We start from the raw sequence: 17,055 nt of genomic DNA, 5'->3' as shown, positions 1-17,055 counted from the left end.
CCCCCCCGCAGTGTGACAAGGGGCCATGGGCAGAAATCGCCACGCGCGAAAATTGGCAGCTGACGGGACGAAACGATACGCATTGACCTGCATCCGGGCTATGACAGGCCAAACGCAAATGATTGAAAGAGGCAAGACATGGCAATTCGCACCGCGATCATCGGGCTGGGGATCATGGGGCGGCGCATGGCCGAACATATGACGCTGCACCCTGAATTTGCGGTTGATGCGATCTGGGATCTTGATCCCGCCGCCTGCAAACTGGCCCAGAGCATGGCGCCGGAGGCAAGGCTGGCCAGCTCGCCCGAAGCGGCGATGGCGGATGTTGATCTGGTCTATCTCGCCTGTCCCCCGGTGCCGCGCAAGGCCTATGCCATGGCGGCAGCGGCGGCTGGCAAGGCAGTGTTTCTGGAAAAACCTCTGGGCGTAGACGTCGACGCCAGCCGCGAGCTGGTGCAGGCCCTTACGGCATCCGGCGTACCAGCGGCTGTCAACTATACACAGGCAGCGGGCGACGCCCTGACAGAGGTGACCGCAGCCGCCCGCACGGGCAGCTTAGGCACACTTATGGGCGCCGACATATTGGTCACCTATGCGCAGTGGCCGCGTGTATGGCAGGAAGCGGCAGACTGGCTGCGGTTTCGCGCCGAGGGTGGCATGACCCGTGAAGTCATCTCGCATTTTCTGTTCTTTGCGCAACGTGTTCTTGGGCCGCTTGAACTGATTTGGGCCCGACCCGACTACCCCGCTGACAGCGATCTTTGCGAAACCCATGTGGCGGCGCGTCTGCTGTCCGCCACGGGCATGCCGGTAACGGTGATGGGCAGTGTTGGCGGCGCGCAACCGGACCGCCAAGAAGTCACCATCAAAGGCAGTACGCAAAGCCGGCGCATTTCGGATTTCTACCGCAATGCGGCCTCAGATGGCGGCCCGTTCACACAACTGCATGGCGCATATGACGACCCGCGCGCGGCCAGCCTGAAGGTGCAGCTGGATGATCTTGCCCTGTTGATCGCAGGCAAACCCAGCCGCCTGGCCACCCCGCAAGAAGCCCTTGAGGTGCAAATACTGGTCGAAGCGATCCTTGCCTCTAGCCATTGAAATGCAGGCGGTGACCGGGACTGGGCCAGCGCATGTGGTAAAGACATCCCGTGCCCGAGGCGGTGATCCATGCATCACGCATATCCGCCCCGCCAAAACAGATGTTGGTGATATAAGGGTCCCCCGGCACTTCGATAAAATCGACCGCCCCGCCCCCTGTGGGCACCACGCTGATGCCCCCGCGCATCAATGTCGCAACACAGATTTTCCCGTCCGCCTGCACTGCCAGACTGTCCAACAGTTGATACCCCGGCAGGGTCACCTCCAGCCGTCCGGGCATGTCAAACGGTGGTGGTGCGATTTCACCCGGCCCGATCAGATCAAAACTCCAGACGCGACCAGTACGGGTTTCCGCCACATGCACCGTCTTGTCATCCGGTGACAGGCCGATGCCATTGGGAGTGATCATTGGCGCGTGTACCCGGGTGATCCGGCTGCCATCCGCCAAGGCATAATAGAATGCGCCGTGATGCACATATTCGGCATTGGATTTGCCCAGATCGGTAAAGTAGAACCCGCCCTGCGCGTCAAACACAATGTCATTGGGACCGCGCAGCGGCTGGCCATCACAGCTGTCATAGATCGTCTCGAAGCGACCTGTTGCCGGATCAACCCGTTGGATGGATCCGCTGACATAGTCATCCGGGGTCCCAATGGGCCGCATGATGCCGTCCTCCTGCGTCCAGAGAAACCCGCCGTTGTTGCAGACATAAACCATGCCATCCGGCCCGATGGCGGCCCCGTTCGGACCACCGCCAAGCTGGGCAATCACCTCTATATTGCCATCAGGCAAAACCCGCGACAGGGTTTGGCGGCGGATCTCCACCAGAATGACAGAGCCATCAGCCATCGCGATCGGGCCTTCGGGGAAATCCAACCCCTCACATCGTTTGGTCAGCTTCATATCGGTTCCTTTCACGCGCATCTCATGGACAAACCGCAATTTCTGTGAGTTCTTGGCTGCAAAGACAGCATAATCCGCAGGCGGGCGATATGAAAATCTAACGGCAGCCTCTTTGCGCCGCCACTGCGGAATGGCGCATACAGCCAACCGCGATGACCTCGCCCCCGCGCCTTATGCCCGGAATGAAAGGCCCGCATATGAAACTCTCCGCCAAAGAACTAACCACAGTGGCCTGTTCGATCCTGTCTCATGCGGGGGCTACAGCCCGGGACGCAGAACGGGTGGCAACGCGCCTGGTGGATGCCAATCTGACGGGCCATGACAGCCACGGTGTCGGCATGATCCCGGCCTATGTGCAGGGAATTCTGGCCGGTCAGCTGATCCCCGATGCCGCCGCCGAGGTGGTGCAGGACAAAGGTCCGTTCCTGTTGGTCGAGGGCCATCAGGGCTTTGGCCATATCATTGCGGAACAAGCGATGACACTGGCCATCGCGCGGGCAAAAACCAGTCATTTCGCGGTTCTGTCCCTGCGCCGCAGTTTTCACCTGGGCCGCCTGGGTGATTGGGGTGCCATGGCCGCAGCGGAAGGTTTCATCTGCATTATCTACGCCAATGTTCAGTCCTCCCGTCCTATCGTTGCACCCTTTGGCGGCAGCGACGCGCGTTTTGTCACCAATCCCTATTGCACTGCCATTCCAGCCACCAGGAAACACCCGATGTTTCTGTTAGACATGGCGACCAGCACAATTGCGATGGGCAAGGCACGTGTGGCAGAGCTGAGCGGCAAACAGGTGCCCAAAGGCTGTGTGATCGACGCGGCCGGAAACCCGACCACCGATCCCTCAGTGATGTTCAATGACCCGATGGGGGCGCTTACAACTTTTGGACAACACAAGGGTTTCGGGCTGGCCTTGCTGGGAGATATCCTTGGTGGTTCTTTCAGTGGCGGTGGGGCCTATTTGCCGGAACGCGAAGTTGAAGGGCAGATCCTGAACAACATGATGGCAATCCTGATCGACCCCAATGTGTTCGGCAATGCCGAGGCTTTTGGAATCGATGTGGACAATTACACCGACTGGGTCAAATCATCTCCCCCTGCCCCCGGCTTTGATGCGGTGATGCTGCCCGGTGATCCCGAAAGGCAAAGCGCCAAGGCGCGAAACGCCGCTGGTATCCATTTGGATGCAGGCACTACCGCACAGCTGATCGAAGCCGCAAGATCCGTCAAGGTTCCAGAGAAGGAGCTCTTCACGCTGCTTAACGCAGGCTGATGGGCGGGATGCGTTAGGGTATTTTGGATGCTCGAACTGGTTTGTCAGCACATTCGCGCTTTGCGCCCCCTCTTGCCTGCGGATGAGACCCTCTCATTCTACAGGTCTTTATGTCAGCACCTTTGCCGAATGCCCTGCGGGAGCGGTTTCAGAGATTGATTGAAGAAGGGTTAAGCGGGCGCGCGGCGGCGGTGCGGCCGAAGCTCTCGCCCGCAACCAGTGCGCGTTGGGGTCTTGCGATCAGGCAAGTTGGGCAGGCAAGGACGGCGCATCGCAGCCAGCCAAAGGGCAAGTTTGACGAGGTGCTAGAACTCTCGCTCCAACTCCTCGCAAACCCTTGGAAACTATGGGAATCAGGTCACATCACCCTGCGTAGAACCGTCCTCAGACTGGCCTTCACAGACCGTCTGCAATACCACCGAAAAACGGGTGCCAGAACACCTAAAACAGCCTTGGTATTCAAGGCGTTAGGGCGGCATTTGAATAATGAATCTGAAAGTGGTGCGGTCGGAGAGACTCGAACTCTCACGGGTGTTACCCCACAGCGACCTCAACGCTGCGCGTCTACCATTCCGCCACGACCGCAAGCCATGGTATGCGCGGGGTTTAGCGGGGAATGTCCGCCTTGTGAAGAGCAAAAAGTCACGAAAAACCCCCGCTGCTTTTCAGCAACGGGGGCCATGGTGAAACCATGTCAAATGCCTGCCTATTCGCTGACTGAAAATGTCGGCAAACCGGTGCTGGACGCGGCCTGTGGCTGCGGGAAGCTGGGCAAGGCAGGGGCACCGTTCATGCGTTGGGAGGCGACGCGGATCAGCTCTGTGCGTTCCGGTTGACCGGGTACAAATACCGTGGCTGCCCCGGAATCAACTGCGGCCAAACCGGCCTGATACCAATCCATCGCCTTATCCGCCCGTTTGGCGGTGCCGAACCCCTGACTCAGGTGATGGCCCATCAATTCGCCATAGACCCCCTCGCCCATTGTATAAAGCAGCAAGGCAGAGCCGACAGCGACTTCCATGTTATCGGTGCGATACCCGACCCCCATACAAATCCGAGCGGTGCCAGCCAGTTGCGCTGGCGACATCCCCGTTGTCAGGACAAAAGAAGATACATCGGCCACCACCGCATCCCGCGATTTAAGCGAAAGCGAAGACACATAGTCCTTCATTGCCGGACCAAAACCGACACATTGCTGGGCGACCTGATCCGGTGTGAAGCCTTGGATCTTCCCCACCAGTTCTTCAGATCTGGCGATGGCATAGGTGCGCGCCAGACAGAACTGTTCGTTGATCGCCACATTGGGGTCAGACATGCTGGCCAAAGTGGTGAAGCCGCCGTTGGTGTTGGTAATCAATGAAACGGTATTACAATGCGAGGCCAGTGACGCCTGTGATGCTGCCCCCATAAAGCTGGGCAGGCCCGTCGCTGCAGTTGCCGCGGCTGCGGCAACGACCGGTGTCGTGGGCGCGGGTTGCGGGGCGACCTGCGGAGCTACAACGATGGTTGTTTGCGCAGTGCCATTGCCAGCGGGGGATTGTCCGGCCATTTCAGCGCGGTAGGTTTTCAGCAATCCGCGCGTGCCGTCCTGAGTTGCCGCAACCTGTTGCTGCACCGCATAGCCACCTGCCTGTGCGCGGTTGTAGCTGGAGATCAGCAGATTGTTCTCAAAGGCGGACAACTGACCGGTGACCGGATATCCAAGATAGGCCTGATATTGCGAAACCGCATTGCGGGTTTTTTGGCCCAGCTGGCCATCAACCGCCCCCGCGTTGAAACCAAAGTAGTTTAGTGAGGCCTGAATGTTGCGCCCTTCCTGCGTGGACGGGAGGCTAGGCCGATAGGTCTTTTTCTTGTAGCGCTTTGTGGTGGTGCGGGTTGTACGCTGTTTCTTGGCGTTGGCCCCGACGATCCCGCCGATGATGGCCCCGGCGATAAAGTCACCTGCATCCGCCTGCGCCGTATCGGCAGGGACAAAGGCCAGCGATGCCCCAAGCAGGGCTCCGGTGATGGTTTTAAAATCCATGGTAAATACTCCGACTGAAATGACTCGTTTTATTGCCGGAAGTTTTAGCACATTTGCCGTTATCCCCAAAGGTTGTTCGCAAAAATATGCGCAACCCAAGGGAGACAATGCCTTGAAACATCCGAAAAGAGCATCACCTTGTGGGCAAAGGTCCATTGGAAATGAGCGCGTTATGTTAGAATCCCCGCAAAATCCCGACGCCCCTGTGGTTCAGGTCGATATCGTTTCCGATGTCATGTGTCCCTGGTGCATTGTCGGCTATAAGCAACTGGAACAGGCATTGGGCATGGTTGGCATCGGGGCCTATGTGCGCTGGCACCCGTTTGAATTGAATCCCGCCATGCCGCCGGAAGGTCAGAACCTGACCGAGCATATCACCGAGAAATACGGCAGCACCCCCGAACAATCGGCACAGAACCGTGCCCATCTGGAGCAGCTGGGCCGCGATCTGGGGTTTACCTTCCACTTCACCCCCGACAGCCGGATCGTAAACACATTTGCCGCGCATCAACTGCTGGGCTGGGCGCAGGAACAAGGGTTGCAACATCCGTTGAAGATGGCGTTGTTTTTCGCCCATTTTACCGAGGGTCAAGATGTGTCGGACATCCCTACCCTGCTGGACATCGCCGAATCCGTTAATCTGGACCGCGCCGCCGCCGAAGAGATGTTGAGCAGCCAAAGCAAAGCAGAAGAAACACGTGCGCACCAACAGTTCTGGACCGAACGTGGTGTTTCGGGCGTGCCCTCGATGATCTTTGACGGTAAATATCTTTTGACCGGGGCGCAGGGCGCAGAGACCTATGCCCAAATGTTGCGTAAAGTAGTGAGCGAGAAAGAAGCCGCCTGAGCGCAGCGCCCACCAGCGGGCAATCACCGTTTTTGCGCCATGCCCCTGCCCGATTCCCCGGACAGGGTTTGTCCATGATGCAAAGCAAACCGATAACAGCCGCCCGGAGTACGCCGCCACGGATCAAAACGCTGATCGGCCTTGCCCTGTTTGTCGGGCTGGCACTTGCTGCACATGGTATTCTTCTAAGCATAGAATACCGCTGGATCAAAGTGTTGGACGTCAACACGGTGGCCGGTAAATCCGCAAATGACCGTATCGTATTGCTGGACACACCTGACAGGGTTCGTTTGGTGCGCATCGCCGATCCTTTTGTGGCGACGCAAAAAGGGGCGCAGGTTTGCGTCGCCAAACGACGGTTGGTTGCGCGGCGCTGGGTACTGCATCGTATTGTTCTGCCCGGCTTTTGCCGTGGAGAGCCGCGCGGAGGCCTCGCGCAATCGGTTTTTCACGTCGACTGACCCCTTCACGCGGTGGGACAGATTGGATAGACCGCCCCTATGGTGGAATGGATCACAACAGACGGCTTGACCGACTATCGCGCAGCCGAAGCCTGGATGGAAAACCGTGTCGCGGCGATTGCGGCAGGCACCGCGCCTGAATGCATCTGGCTGGTCGAACATCCGCCGCTTTATACCGCTGGCACCTCGGCCAAACCTGCGGATCTGACAGACCCGGACCGTTTTCCCGTCTATGACACCAAGCGCGGTGGGCAATATACCTACCACGGTCCGGGCCAGCGGGTGGCCTATGTGCTGCTGGATGTCGGCAAGCGGGGGCGCGATGTGCGCTGTTTTGTGCGTGATCTGGAGGCCTGGGTGATCGATACTCTGGATCAGTTCAACCTGCGCGGCGAAATCCGCACGGGGCGTGTTGGTGTCTGGGTCGAACGTCCTGAAAAACCACGCCAAGCGGATGGCAGCCCTGCCGAAGACAAGATTGCCGCCATTGGCATCCGCTTGCGCAAATGGATCAGTTTTCACGGCATCAGCATCAATGTGGAACCGGAGCTGGAGCATTTCAGCGGGATCGTGCCCTGCGGGATCAGCGATCACGGGGTGACCTCGCTTGTGGATCTGGGATTGCCGGTGACGATGGATGATCTGGACGTGACCCTGCGCGACAGTTTTGCCAAAGTATTTGGTGACATACCGGTGCCGCCTGCCGGTTGATCCGGCGCATGGATACGCCCAACGGTTCGGGCAAAATATAGATTCGCAATATTCTGCGGATCTGGGTCGCAAATCGCGCCAACCAGCACCACAGCTATAAATTCGATCTGACCTTTCATCAAATTATCAAAGCATTTTTCCGTATCCGCCCCTCGATCGGGGTTACTCTTGGCGCAAAGAGGCACAATTTAACGCAGATTTCCTCTCCTGCGACCATCGCGCCCATTGCCCCTGTGCTGCGACAAGACTAGAACCAATCTATATCGCTCCGCGCTAAGCCGACAGGTGTGGGGCACCTAAATTCCATAGCGAGGAGGCACCGCATGGCAGACGCAGCCATCAACGGGCACGATCACGAAGACGAACGGGGATTCTTCACCCGTTGGTTCATGTCCACAAACCACAAAGACATCGGTATTCTATACCTGATCGTCTCCGCTTTTGTCGGGTTCATTTCCGTTCTCTTCACCGTTTACATGCGGTTGGAACTGATGGACCCCGGCGTTCAGTACATGTGTATGGAAGGGGCGCGTTTCATCGCGGATAGCTCTTCCCTATGTACCCCCAACGGTCACCTCTGGAACGTTCTGATCACCGGTCACGGTATCCTGATGATGTTCTTCGTTGTTATTCCGGCGCTTTTCGGCGGTTTCGGCAACTATTTCATGCCCCTGCAAATCGGTGCGCCGGATATGGCGTTCCCACGGATGAACAACCTGTCGTTCTGGCTCTACGTGGCTGGTACAACGCTGGCGGTATGTTCCGTTCTTGCGCCGGGTGGTAACGGTCAGGCAGGCTCCGGTGTGGGCTGGGTTCTGTACCCGCCACTGTCGGTGAAAGAAGGCGGCATGTCCATGGACCTCGCGATCTTTGCGGTACACGTTTCGGGTGCCTCTTCGATCCTTGGTGCGATCAACATGATCACCACTTTCCTGAACATGCGCACACCGGGCATGACCCTTTTCAAAGTGCCGCTGTTTAGCTGGTCGATATTTGTGACCTCCTGGTTGATCCTTTTGTCCCTGCCCGTTCTGGCCGGTGCGATCACCATGTTGTTGATGGATCGTAACTTTGGATTTGCCTTCTTTGACCCCTCGGGCGGCGGCGATCCGGTTCTGTACCAGCACATCCTGTGGTTCTTCGGTCACCCTGAGGTCTACATCATCATTCTACCCGGTTTCGGCATCATCAGCCACGTGATTGCAACCTTTTCGCGCAAACCGATCTTTGGCTACCTGCCAATGGTCTGGGCGATCATTGCAATCGGTGTTCTGGGTTTCGTCGTCTGGGCGCACCACATGTACACCGTGGGTATGACCCTGAACCAGCAGGCCTACTTTATGCTGGCAACCATGGTCATCGCGGTGCCGACCGGGGTAAAGGTCTTTTCATGGATTGCCACCATGTGGGGCGGTTCTGTCGAAATGAAGACACCGATGCTCTGGGCCTTTGGCTTCCTGTTCCTCTTCACCGTGGGTGGTGTGACAGGCATCGTTCTGTCGCAGGCCGCCGTGGACCGCTACTACCATGACACCTATTACGTTGTGGCGCACTTCCACTATGTGATGAGCCTTGGTGCTGTGTTCGCGATTTTTGCAGGGATCTACTTCTACTTCCCCAAAATGACTGGCCGCATGTATCCTGAATGGGCGGGCAAGCTGCACTTCTGGGCGATGTTCGTCGGTGCAAACCTGACCTTCTTCCCCCAGCACTTTCTGGGCCGTCAGGGCATGCCACGCCGCTACATCGACTACCCAGAGGCATTCGCTTACTGGAACCAGTGGTCAAGCTGGGGTGCTTTCCTGAGCTTTGCTTCCTTCGTCTTCTTCTTTGGGGTGATCGCCTACTCGCTGCTGCGCGGCGCAAAGGTGACACAGAACAACCCATGGAACGAATATGCCGACACGCTGGAATGGACACTGCCATCCCCGCCACCGGAGCATACGTTTGAAATCCTGCCAAAGCAGGAAGATTGGGACAAGCAACCCGGCCACTAAGGCAGGTTGTTGGATGAATACCAAAGGGCTCCGGTTTCGACCGGGGCCCTTTTTCTTTGCGCTACGTCTCCCCTCCTCCTCCAGACATCAGACCACACCATCCGGCACCGCCAGCACATCAAAACTTTGTTAATTTTGAAACAACCACGCTGGAGTGCGCCGCGCCTACTCAAACTGGCGCAACATAACGATGATGCCTCCGCCGGGCGGCATGGCCTGAGCTTGGACCAAAGGACGCAGCGTTGCCGCCCTTGGGGGCAGCCAATTGCTTTGACAATTTCCCATGCGCCTTGTCCAATCCGGCAACAGCCCGTAACAGGCAAAGGAACACATATGCCCGTCACCATCACACCGATCTATGCCGCGCTGACCGCCTTTATCTTTCTGACGCTCAGCTGGCGCGTGATCCGTTACCGACATGCCCATGTGATCTCACTGGGCGACAAGGGTGACAAGAACCTCCTCAAACGGATGCGGGCACAGGCCAATTGTGCCGAATACGCCCCCATCGCCTTGATCATCATCCTGCTGGTGGAACTATCAGCCGCGCCGGCGATCGCTGTGCATCTGATGGGAATTGCACTTGTTGCTGGGCGTGCGCTGCATGGCTACGGGTTTGCCTCCACCCCACAGAAAATCATCCTGCGTCAAATCGGCATGCTGTTGACACTTCTGGTCATCGCGCTCGGCGCGCTTGCGCTTTTGGTACATAGTATTTTCTGAAGGACTGCGGGGTTCCAGCTCCGCTGCTGCCAGCAAGAACCCCAGATCCCGCCGGATGATCCGCAGTCAAACAACCTGCCCTTACGGAAGCTTTTCAACGGCCACAGGCCCAGCCATCGCCGAAAATTCTGTCTTGCAGGCAAGTTGCAAAAAAAATCGCAAAGGGGTGAATTTCTCTCTTGCAGCCCCCCCTCAGGATGGGTATTCGGTCCACACCAAAGGATGCGGGCGTAGCTCAGGGGTAGAGCATAACCTTGCCAAGGTTAGGGTCGGGCGTTCGAATCGCCTCGCCCGCTCCATTTGGGTCCTGCCAGCCCCGGCAGAACAGAACAAAGACCATCCTTCGGGATGGTTTTTTTCGTTCTGGCACCGCGTTTTGAAATGCTGCCTCTCACGCTGTTGTTTTGAATGCTGCGCTGCTGACTTCAGTTGATTGGGAACTGGCGCAGGCAGCGGGCGGCGTTCTTGCGATAGTCGTCCAATGTATCCGCGATATCGCGCCGGTCCCGCATCACTTCCAATGCGCGTTTCTTTTGCTGCCAAGAGCCGTCAACATGCAGATCAAGAATGCGCACCGTAATGCCCAGCATCACGTTCTTTTCCACATCCTCGATCAATCCCGCCCGCGACAAGGCGACCGCGGTCAACGCCAGCGTATTTGCACAACGCAGGGCTGCCGCCTCTTCACCTTCATAGATGCGTTTGGTTTGTGCGTGGACGGGAAAACTGGCCGCGAGGCTGATCACCACCCCGACCAGCAAAACCCGCATCAAAAGACCTTGAATGTCATCGTGGTCAGCGAACGTTCAATCCCGACAATATCCAGCAAGTTGTCGTTGATATAAACCCCGACATCTGCGCCCTTGGGCACGTATAGTTTCATCAACAGATCAAAATCCCCGGAGGTCGAATAAAGTTCCGAATGGATCTCGCGCAAGGCGATTTCTTCAGCGACACGATAGGTGGTGCCGGGTTTGCAACGGATCTGGATGAAAACGCAGGTGCTCATGAGGGGCCTCGGTGTTGGGTCAGCTAAAATCTCGCACGAAGGGGCGCCCCCCGCAATGGGTGATCTGCGGGATCTGTCGCGATCCACCTTGGCCTGCCCGCCCCGCCTGTTATAAGGACGCCAACCCACCGCACCGGAGACCGCCCATGCGCACCACCACCCTGACCCGCACCACCGCCGAAACCGATGTGAGTGTCGAGATTAACCTTGATGGCACAGGGGTTTACGACAATCAGACCGGTGTGGGCTTCTTTGACCATATGCTGGACCAGCTGGCACGGCATTCACTGATCGACATGACCATCCGCGCCAAGGGTGATTTGCACATCGATGATCACCATACGGTTGAAGACGTGGGCATCACATTGGGTCAAGCCCTTGCCACCGCACTTGGAGACAAACGCGGCATCCGCCGCTATGGGTCCTGCCTGCTGGCGATGGATGATGCACAGCTGCGCACGGCGCTTGATCTCTCCGCCCGTCCCTTCCTGATCTGGAACGTCGATCTGCCCACCGCAAAAATCGGGAATTTCGACACGGAACTGGTGCGCGAATTCTTTCAGGCGCTCAGCACCCATGGCGGCATTACGTTGCATGTGGACCAATTGCATGGGGTGAACAGCCACCACATTGCCGAAGCAGCGTTTAAATCCGTCGCCCGCGCCCTGCGCGAAGCGGTCGAGGTTGATCCGCGCAAAGCCGATGCGATCCCTTCCACCAAAGGCGCGTTGTAAACCGCCAAAGTTCTGGAAAACCTGCCCATGCTGACCGCAATTATTGACTATGAGTCCGGCAATCTGCACTCGGCCCACAAAGCCTTTGAACGGATGGCGCGTGAGGTCGACGCGGGTGATGTTGTCGTCACCGCTGACGCCGATACTGTGGCCAGGGCCGATCGCATTGTCCTGCCCGGCGATGGGGCCTTTCCTGCCTGTATGGCCGCGCTGAAAGGTGCGGGTGGGCTATATGACGCGATGGTAGAGGCCGTCGAGGTCAAGGCACGCCCCTTTCTTGGCATCTGTGTCGGGATGCAGCTGATGGCCAGCATGGGCCGCGAATATGAAGACACGGCGGGACTGGGCTGGATCGACGGTGAAGTGACCAAGATCACCCCCGCTGATCCTGCGTTCAAAGTACCGCATATGGGGTGGAATGATCTGGTGATTGACCATCCCCATGCGGTATTTGACGGTCTGAAAACCGGTGATCATACCTATTTTGTACATTCCTATCATATGGCTGTAGCACAGGATGCGCAGCGTCTGGCCCATGTGGATTACGCCGGGGATGTGACCGCAGTTATTGGGCGCGATACCATGCTGGGCATGCAGTTCCACCCAGAGAAAAGCCAAACCACTGGCCTGCGCCTGATCGCCAATTTCCTGAGGTGGAAACCGTAACCTCAACAGTGCCAGCCGCGCTGTAGCTCTGCGCGCCTGGACTCAACCTCGGATCAGGCCGTGAACCATCAGCGCAATCTGGTCCAGACCACATTCGCACATCCTGCCCCATCACAGGTGCTGAGCCGCATTTTATTGCCCTCTACACGCATCTTCGCAGATAGAATCCGGTTCTCCACCGGCTCCCAGATCTCTCCTGTGTAGCTGCCGTCGGATTGCGCCTGCATGTTCAGCAGCATCCGCCGCCCTAAATCCCTGGAGGGTGTGTCATAACCGCGCCGGTCCTTGGCCCGTTCAATCTGGCCGCAAATTGCAGACCCGCAGGGTTTGGTGCGCACATGCATCACCACCCCGCGCCGGTCCGGTTTTGCCTGCCACAGGCCCACTGGTACATCCGCGAGCACCGGCATCGGTAGCGCGGTCAAAAATGTCATTGAAAACAATAATCTGCGAAAGTTCATCTGCATCACTCCCCAAAGCGATACGGGCCCGCCCCTGATCTGCCGATCCCCGGAGATTGTTAGAGCGCGATATGCTCTTTACGCCTGCTTTGGCACTCTGGCAAATGTTATTTTGTCGCCCTGAAATGCGGTCTAGCGCACCCGTTTCCAGATGGTTTCTGTGCAGGATTCCTTGTCGCAGGCCCGCAGCCGCAGCTTGCGCCCCACCACCTCGACCCGGCTTTGCAGATATCGCCGGCCGCGGGGATCACGGTATTCACCAAAGAAGCTTCCATCGGGCTGCGGTTTCATCGCCCAGAATGCCTTTTGGCCCACGGCATTTGACGGCGCATCATATCCGGCGCGGTTTTTGGCCCGCTGCACCCTGGCGCATAAAGCACCCCCGCAGCTACGTGTCCGCACCAGCAATACAACACCCAGGGTATCCGGCTCTGTTTGCCACACGCCAAGCGGCACCTCGGCCTGACCTTCCTCCTGCGCCACCCCGCCCGTGGCCAGCGCCACCAACAGCAGCGCCGCAAAATAATGCATAAACTTCATCTGATCCCACCAGACAGCTCTCTTCAGGCGTCAGTCTAAAAATCTCACGGAGCCGGATCAAGACAGCAGGGCGGATCGGCCTAGTTCAACCGTTTCCACGTCTGTTTGGAACAGATAAGCCCACCCAGCACACAACCGCCAATCTTCAAGGAATTGCCGCTCAATTTTCCGGAGCCGTTATATGTTTTGCCGTTCGAGGGTTTCCATGCCTTGCCCTCATATTCACCGTTGCCCGTGGCCACCAAGTCAAACATGGCGTTTTTTCCAATGACGTCGCTCGCCACCTTCGCGCCATTGTCAAACTTTTGCCGGAAAACACCACAGATCTTCGCCCCACAAGCCTTCATTTCAACGTGATAGTAAACACCTTTATCCGGCTGGGTCTGCCACATACCGAAAACCGGATCCGCCGCCCAGGCCGCCCCGGTACCCATCAGCCCCACCACAACCGCTGCCATGATATTTTTCATCGTAAAATCCTCCCAAATTTCAGAACACTGTGCTCATCCGCTTTTATTGTGGCAAGCGTAACCTTGGGTCGCGTTGCAAATCACTTCGCAGCATGCAAAACCCTGACACAAGCAAACCAAGGGCCTGCAAGATGATCCTCTACCCCGCAATTGACCTCAAAGACGGCAATGCCGTGCGCCTCGTTCATGGCGATATGGACCGCTCCACCGTTTTCAACGACGATCCCGCCGCCCAGGCGCTGGAATTCGTAAATGCCGGTTGCACTTGGCTGCATCTGGTTGATCTGAACGGTGCCTTTGCAGGTACCCCGGTCAATGCCGCCCCTGTCGAGGCGATCCTCAAGGCCTGCAAGGTCCCCGCCCAGCTGGGCGGCGGTATCCGCGACATGGCCACCATCGAAAGCTGGCTGGACAAGGGCCTTGCCCGCGTCATCCTTGGCACTGTGGCCGTGGAAAACCCCGATCTGGTCCGCGAGGCCGCCCGCGCCTTCCCCGGCAAGGTCGCCGTCGGCATTGACGCGCGAAACGGCAGGGTCGCCACCAAAGGTTGGGCCACTGAAACCGATGTGATGGTCACCGACCTTGCCAAATCATTTGAAGACGCCGGTGTCGCTGCCATCATCTACACCGACATCCTGCGCGATGGGGCCATGGGTGGCCCCAATATCGACGCCACCGCCGCCCTTGCCCGCGCGGTCGACATTCCCGTAATCGCCTCCGGCGGCGTCTCCTCGCTCGCTGATCTCACCGCCCTGAAATCCACCGGTGTGATCAGCGGTGCCATCTCCGGCCGCGCCCTCTACGATGGTGCCATCGATCTGAAAACCGCCCTCACATCCCTACAGACCTGACGTCATCGTGCCGTTAAACTCACCTGCACAACGGCAGCCCCAAACATATCTTCAGATAGAACGCCCAAATGCTCAAAACCCGCATCATCCCCTGCCTTGACGTCGCGGACGGCCGCGTCGTCAAAGGTGTGAACTTCGTTGGCCTGCGCGATGCCGGTGATCCGGTTGATGCCGCCATCGCCTATGATGCCGCCGGTGCGGATGAACTCTGCTTTCTCGACATCCACGCCACCCATGAAAACCGCGGCACCATGTTCGATCTGGTACGCCGTACCGCTGAACATTGCTACATCCCGCTGACCGTGGGCGGCGGCGTGCGCAGCGCTCAGGACGTGCGCGCCCTGCTCCTGGCCGGTGCCGACAAGGTCAGCTTCAATTCTGCCGCTGTGGCCGACCCCGATGTCATTGCAACAGCTGCTGATCAATTCGGCAGCCAATGCATCGTCTGCGCCATCGACGCCAAAACAGTCGCCCCCGGCAAATGGGAAATCTTCACCCATGGCGGGCGCAAGCCCACCGGCATCGACGCTGTCGCCTTTGCCAAGACCGTGGCCGCCAAAGGTGCCGGTGAAATCCTGCTGACCTCAATGGACCGGGATGGCACCAAACAGGGGTTTAACCTGCCCCTCACCCGCGCCATTTCTGACGCGGTTTGCGTTCCTGTCATTGCCTCGGGCGGTGTTGGCACCCTCGATCACCTCGTGGACGGTGTGACAAAAGGTGGCGCATCCGCCGTGCTTGCCGCCTCGATCTTTCACTTTGGCGAATTCACCATTGCACAGGCCAAATCCCATATGGCCGCCGCAGGCATCCCTGTGAGGCTGACATGACCCTTGATGATCTCTACGACACCATTCTGTCACGCAAGAACGCTGATCCAAGCAGCAGCTGGACCGCACAGCTCCTTGCCAAAGGCCCTGAAAAATGTGCCGAAAAATTTGGTGAGGAGGCAGTCGAGGCGATCATAGAAGCCGTCAAAGACGACAAAACCGCCCTCACCTGCGAAGCGGCTGACGTGCTCTATCACCTCTTGGTCATGCTCGCCGCCCGCGATGTCCCTTTCAGGGATGTGCTGGACGAACTCGCCAGGCGTCAATCCACGTCCGGCATCGCCGAAAAAGCGGCCCGCTGACCCCGCTCCCCTGCTCTTTTTGGCCCTATATCCTGCGGGAGTTTGAGGGCAGCGCCCTCATCAAATTTTCCCCTTGAGGAAAATTTATAAAATCAAATGCGGGCTTGCCCGCTCCGCGCCATCAGATCACTCAGATGTCACAGCTTGCTGGAGATCACCCCGGTGGCAAACCCGCCCCTGCGCAGCTCACCAAACAACCGTTGATATTCGATCTTGGGACAGCGGTCCTGTATCACCGTCACCCCGCGTGCTTCGGCCATCGCCGCCGCCTCGGCATGTTCAACACCGATCTGCATCCAGATGGTCTGCAACTGGGGAAACACCTCCAGCGCCTCCTCGACAATCTCCGGGACAGCCTCGGAGCGGCGAAAGATATCGACCATATCCACCGGCCCCTCAACTTCCGACAGCCCACCCAGAATCACACTTCCAAACAGCATCTTACCGGCATAGGCCGGATTTACCGGCACCACATCGAAACCGCGCAGATCCAGATAGCGGGCGACAAAATAACTGGCGCGCACCGGGTTTATCGACACACCGACCATGGCGATCCGTTTGGTTCGGCGCAATACATCCCGCAGCAGGGCATCTGAATACATCATCCCTCTTCCCTATACCGGATTCCCGACAAAAAAAAGCACCCTCAAGACATGCCTGAGGGCGCAAAAGTGTGGAACGAGGGACAGTAAAGGACATGCCGGCGCTCCAGACCGGCGTGTCTTGTGACAGAGGTATGAAGCGCTCTTGCCCGATAAAAGAGGTAGCGCGAATTTGTGAACACGATGTTAACAAGATGGGCGAATCCTTGCCGAAACTGCCGTTTTGCCAACTGCTTCAGTCAAAGATGTCTTCCACAAGGTCAAACAGATCTTCTGCCGCCTCTTTCAACCAGCCGATCCGCTTTTTCATTTTGCGGGATTTGGCCTTTTTCACCGGCGGTGCCTTTGGCTTTTTCGCAAACTGGCGCAGCGGGGGCTGATGGCTGATCGCAGGCCGCACAGGCGAGGCTACAGGCAGGGTCTTCAGATTGCGCAGCGGTGCCCCGCAGCTGGCGCAGGCCAGCGCATGCTGCCCCTTGTCGAGCTTCAGCGCAGCCTTGCTGCCGCAGTGACAGCAGGTCGCGATTTTTACGGGATATCCCATGGTTC

At 57.9% G+C, this 17,055-nt stretch carries 21 protein-coding genes and 2 tRNA genes; 13 read left to right on the top strand and 10 right to left on the bottom strand.

From position 1 onward, the window contains the following. Nucleotides 1–138: 138 nt before the first annotated feature. Nucleotides 139–1,101, top strand: coding sequence for a Gfo/Idh/MocA family protein (locus tag QQL78_RS04335; RefSeq protein WP_284370914.1), 963 nt, complete (start codon nucleotides 139–141; stop codon nucleotides 1,099–1,101). On the opposite strand, the gene QQL78_RS04330 is transcribed toward QQL78_RS04335, so the two are convergent. After that, on the bottom strand, nucleotides 1,091–2,005 hold the full coding sequence (locus QQL78_RS04330) for an SMP-30/gluconolactonase/LRE family protein (protein WP_284370913.1): 915 nt from the start codon (nucleotides 2,003–2,005) through the stop codon (nucleotides 1,091–1,093). The genes QQL78_RS04335 and QQL78_RS04330 overlap by 11 nt on opposite strands. Nucleotides 2,006–2,202: 197 nt before the next feature. Between QQL78_RS04330 and QQL78_RS04325 the strand changes: the two genes are divergently transcribed. Further along, the gene (locus QQL78_RS04325) at nucleotides 2,203–3,276 is read left to right on the top strand and encodes a malate/lactate/ureidoglycolate dehydrogenase (protein ID WP_284370912.1); all 1,074 of its coding nucleotides are present in this window, start codon (nucleotides 2,203–2,205) and stop codon (nucleotides 3,274–3,276) included. 499 nt (nucleotides 3,277–3,775) lie between these two features. Here QQL78_RS04325 and QQL78_RS04320 read toward each other — a convergent pair. Beyond that, nucleotides 3,776–3,861 (bottom strand) — tRNA-Leu (locus QQL78_RS04320). Between the two features lie 121 nt (nucleotides 3,862–3,982). Then, entirely contained in the window at nucleotides 3,983–5,302 is a 1,320-nt protein-coding gene (locus tag QQL78_RS04315) for a peptidoglycan-binding domain-containing protein (RefSeq protein WP_284370910.1), read from the bottom strand. Nucleotides 5,303–5,474: 172 nt separating this feature from the next. Between QQL78_RS04315 and QQL78_RS04310 the strand changes: the two genes are divergently transcribed. The 6 genes from QQL78_RS04310 to QQL78_RS04285 all read left to right on the top strand — a co-directional run bounded on the left by QQL78_RS04310 (nucleotide 5,475) and on the right by QQL78_RS04285 (nucleotide 10,340). Then, the gene (locus QQL78_RS04310; protein WP_284370907.1) at nucleotides 5,475–6,149 is read left to right on the top strand and encodes a DsbA family oxidoreductase; all 675 of its coding nucleotides are present in this window, start codon (nucleotides 5,475–5,477) and stop codon (nucleotides 6,147–6,149) included. 74 nt (nucleotides 6,150–6,223) lie between these two features. Further along, complete coding sequence (locus QQL78_RS04305) at nucleotides 6,224–6,610, top strand: hypothetical protein (protein ID WP_284370905.1); 387 nt, start codon at nucleotides 6,224–6,226, stop codon at nucleotides 6,608–6,610. Between the two features lie 39 nt (nucleotides 6,611–6,649). Then, complete coding sequence (gene lipB, locus QQL78_RS04300; RefSeq protein WP_284370903.1) at nucleotides 6,650–7,321, top strand: lipoyl(octanoyl) transferase LipB; 672 nt, start codon at nucleotides 6,650–6,652, stop codon at nucleotides 7,319–7,321. Between the two features lie 323 nt (nucleotides 7,322–7,644). Then, nucleotides 7,645–9,318, top strand: coding sequence for a cytochrome c oxidase subunit I (ctaD, locus tag QQL78_RS04295; protein ID WP_284370901.1), 1,674 nt, complete (start codon nucleotides 7,645–7,647; stop codon nucleotides 9,316–9,318). Between the two features lie 333 nt (nucleotides 9,319–9,651). Continuing rightward, on the top strand, nucleotides 9,652–10,041 hold the full coding sequence (locus QQL78_RS04290; RefSeq protein WP_284370899.1) for an MAPEG family protein: 390 nt from the start codon (nucleotides 9,652–9,654) through the stop codon (nucleotides 10,039–10,041). Nucleotides 10,042–10,265: 224 nt separating this feature from the next. Continuing rightward, nucleotides 10,266–10,340: transfer RNA gene (locus QQL78_RS04285), tRNA-Gly, on the top strand. Between the two features lie 126 nt (nucleotides 10,341–10,466). Here the strand turns inward: QQL78_RS04285 and QQL78_RS04280 are convergent. Further along, the gene (locus QQL78_RS04280) at nucleotides 10,467–10,811 is read right to left on the bottom strand and encodes a hypothetical protein (RefSeq protein WP_284370898.1); all 345 of its coding nucleotides are present in this window, start codon (nucleotides 10,809–10,811) and stop codon (nucleotides 10,467–10,469) included. After that, nucleotides 10,811–11,050 (bottom strand): Lrp/AsnC ligand binding domain-containing protein, encoded by a 240-nt coding sequence (locus tag QQL78_RS04275; protein ID WP_025044303.1) that lies wholly within the window; start codon nucleotides 11,048–11,050, stop codon nucleotides 10,811–10,813. The genes QQL78_RS04280 and QQL78_RS04275 overlap by 1 nt, the downstream gene beginning before the upstream one ends. A gap of 146 nt (nucleotides 11,051–11,196) precedes the next feature. On the opposite strand from QQL78_RS04275, the gene hisB reads away from it, so the two are divergent. Then, a complete protein-coding gene (gene hisB / locus QQL78_RS04270) occupies nucleotides 11,197–11,784 on the top strand; it encodes an imidazoleglycerol-phosphate dehydratase HisB (protein ID WP_284370895.1) in 588 nt (195 codons plus the stop codon). A gap of 27 nt (nucleotides 11,785–11,811) precedes the next feature. Further along, the gene (gene hisH, locus QQL78_RS04265; protein WP_284370893.1) at nucleotides 11,812–12,450 is read left to right on the top strand and encodes an imidazole glycerol phosphate synthase subunit HisH; all 639 of its coding nucleotides are present in this window, start codon (nucleotides 11,812–11,814) and stop codon (nucleotides 12,448–12,450) included. A gap of 68 nt (nucleotides 12,451–12,518) precedes the next feature. Here the strand turns inward: hisH and QQL78_RS04260 are convergent, their stop codons facing one another. From QQL78_RS04260 to QQL78_RS04250, 3 genes are all read right to left on the bottom strand, one after another. Continuing rightward, nucleotides 12,519–12,911, bottom strand: a complete 393-nt coding sequence (locus QQL78_RS04260; protein ID WP_284370891.1) for a DUF2147 domain-containing protein — start codon at nucleotides 12,909–12,911, stop codon at nucleotides 12,519–12,521. Nucleotides 12,912–13,043: 132 nt separating this feature from the next. Further along, complete coding sequence (locus QQL78_RS04255) at nucleotides 13,044–13,451, bottom strand: DUF2147 domain-containing protein (RefSeq protein ID WP_284370889.1); 408 nt, start codon at nucleotides 13,449–13,451, stop codon at nucleotides 13,044–13,046. Nucleotides 13,452–13,531: 80 nt separating this feature from the next. Then, nucleotides 13,532–13,921 (bottom strand): DUF2147 domain-containing protein, encoded by a 390-nt coding sequence (locus tag QQL78_RS04250; protein WP_284370887.1) that lies wholly within the window; start codon nucleotides 13,919–13,921, stop codon nucleotides 13,532–13,534. 131 nt (nucleotides 13,922–14,052) lie between these two features. Here QQL78_RS04250 and hisA point away from each other — a divergent pair, with 131 nt between their 5' ends. From hisA to QQL78_RS04235, 3 genes are all read left to right on the top strand, one after another. Then, complete coding sequence (hisA, locus tag QQL78_RS04245; protein WP_284370885.1) at nucleotides 14,053–14,772, top strand: 1-(5-phosphoribosyl)-5-[(5-phosphoribosylamino)methylideneamino]imidazole-4-carboxamide isomerase; 720 nt, start codon at nucleotides 14,053–14,055, stop codon at nucleotides 14,770–14,772. Between the two features lie 68 nt (nucleotides 14,773–14,840). Beyond that, complete coding sequence (hisF, locus tag QQL78_RS04240) at nucleotides 14,841–15,602, top strand: imidazole glycerol phosphate synthase subunit HisF (protein WP_284370884.1); 762 nt, start codon at nucleotides 14,841–14,843, stop codon at nucleotides 15,600–15,602. Next, on the top strand, nucleotides 15,599–15,904 hold the full coding sequence (locus QQL78_RS04235) for a phosphoribosyl-ATP diphosphatase (RefSeq protein ID WP_284370883.1): 306 nt from the start codon (nucleotides 15,599–15,601) through the stop codon (nucleotides 15,902–15,904). The genes hisF and QQL78_RS04235 overlap by 4 nt, the downstream gene beginning before the upstream one ends. Nucleotides 15,905–16,041: 137 nt before the next feature. Here QQL78_RS04235 and QQL78_RS04230 read toward each other — a convergent pair whose 3' ends face one another. Next, nucleotides 16,042–16,509, bottom strand: a complete 468-nt coding sequence (locus QQL78_RS04230) for a CoA-binding protein (protein ID WP_386257448.1) — start codon at nucleotides 16,507–16,509, stop codon at nucleotides 16,042–16,044. 232 nt (nucleotides 16,510–16,741) lie between these two features. After that, the gene (locus tag QQL78_RS04225) at nucleotides 16,742–17,050 is read right to left on the bottom strand and encodes a hypothetical protein (RefSeq protein WP_284370881.1); all 309 of its coding nucleotides are present in this window, start codon (nucleotides 17,048–17,050) and stop codon (nucleotides 16,742–16,744) included. Nucleotides 17,051–17,055 lie beyond the last annotated feature (5 nt).

It is taken from the genome of Sulfitobacter pacificus (assembly GCF_030159975.1).
GTDB classification, from domain to species: domain Bacteria; phylum Pseudomonadota; class Alphaproteobacteria; order Rhodobacterales; family Rhodobacteraceae; genus Sulfitobacter; species Sulfitobacter pacificus.
Note: the sequence above shows the minus strand (reverse complement) of the source record. Positions and strands in the feature narration are given on the sequence as shown.

Coding starts and splice junctions, on each gene's coding strand:
- QQL78_RS04335 (WP_284370914.1), top strand. CDS start 139: ATGGCAATTCGCACCGCGATCATCGGGCTGGGGATCATGGGGCGGCGC.
- QQL78_RS04330 (WP_284370913.1), bottom strand. CDS start 2,005: ATGAAGCTGACCAAACGATGTGAGGGGTTGGATTTCCCCGAAGGCCCG.
- QQL78_RS04325 (WP_284370912.1), top strand. CDS start 2,203: ATGAAACTCTCCGCCAAAGAACTAACCACAGTGGCCTGTTCGATCCTG.
- QQL78_RS04315 (WP_284370910.1), bottom strand. CDS start 5,302: ATGGATTTTAAAACCATCACCGGAGCCCTGCTTGGGGCATCGCTGGCC.
- QQL78_RS04310 (WP_284370907.1), top strand. CDS start 5,475: ATGTTAGAATCCCCGCAAAATCCCGACGCCCCTGTGGTTCAGGTCGAT.
- QQL78_RS04305 (WP_284370905.1), top strand. CDS start 6,224: ATGATGCAAAGCAAACCGATAACAGCCGCCCGGAGTACGCCGCCACGG.
- lipB (WP_284370903.1), top strand. CDS start 6,650: ATGGTGGAATGGATCACAACAGACGGCTTGACCGACTATCGCGCAGCC.
- ctaD (WP_284370901.1), top strand. CDS start 7,645: ATGGCAGACGCAGCCATCAACGGGCACGATCACGAAGACGAACGGGGA.
- QQL78_RS04290 (WP_284370899.1), top strand. CDS start 9,652: ATGCCCGTCACCATCACACCGATCTATGCCGCGCTGACCGCCTTTATC.
- QQL78_RS04280 (WP_284370898.1), bottom strand. CDS start 10,811: ATGCGGGTTTTGCTGGTCGGGGTGGTGATCAGCCTCGCGGCCAGTTTT.
- QQL78_RS04275 (WP_025044303.1), bottom strand. CDS start 11,050: ATGAGCACCTGCGTTTTCATCCAGATCCGTTGCAAACCCGGCACCACC.
- hisB (WP_284370895.1), top strand. CDS start 11,197: ATGCGCACCACCACCCTGACCCGCACCACCGCCGAAACCGATGTGAGT.
- hisH (WP_284370893.1), top strand. CDS start 11,812: ATGCTGACCGCAATTATTGACTATGAGTCCGGCAATCTGCACTCGGCC.
- QQL78_RS04260 (WP_284370891.1), bottom strand. CDS start 12,911: ATGAACTTTCGCAGATTATTGTTTTCAATGACATTTTTGACCGCGCTA.
- QQL78_RS04255 (WP_284370889.1), bottom strand. CDS start 13,451: ATGAAGTTTATGCATTATTTTGCGGCGCTGCTGTTGGTGGCGCTGGCC.
- QQL78_RS04250 (WP_284370887.1), bottom strand. CDS start 13,921: ATGAAAAATATCATGGCAGCGGTTGTGGTGGGGCTGATGGGTACCGGG.
- hisA (WP_284370885.1), top strand. CDS start 14,053: ATGATCCTCTACCCCGCAATTGACCTCAAAGACGGCAATGCCGTGCGC.
- hisF (WP_284370884.1), top strand. CDS start 14,841: ATGCTCAAAACCCGCATCATCCCCTGCCTTGACGTCGCGGACGGCCGC.
- QQL78_RS04235 (WP_284370883.1), top strand. CDS start 15,599: ATGACCCTTGATGATCTCTACGACACCATTCTGTCACGCAAGAACGCT.
- QQL78_RS04230 (WP_386257448.1), bottom strand. CDS start 16,509: ATGATGTATTCAGATGCCCTGCTGCGGGATGTATTGCGCCGAACCAAA.
- QQL78_RS04225 (WP_284370881.1), bottom strand. CDS start 17,050: ATGGGATATCCCGTAAAAATCGCGACCTGCTGTCACTGCGGCAGCAAG.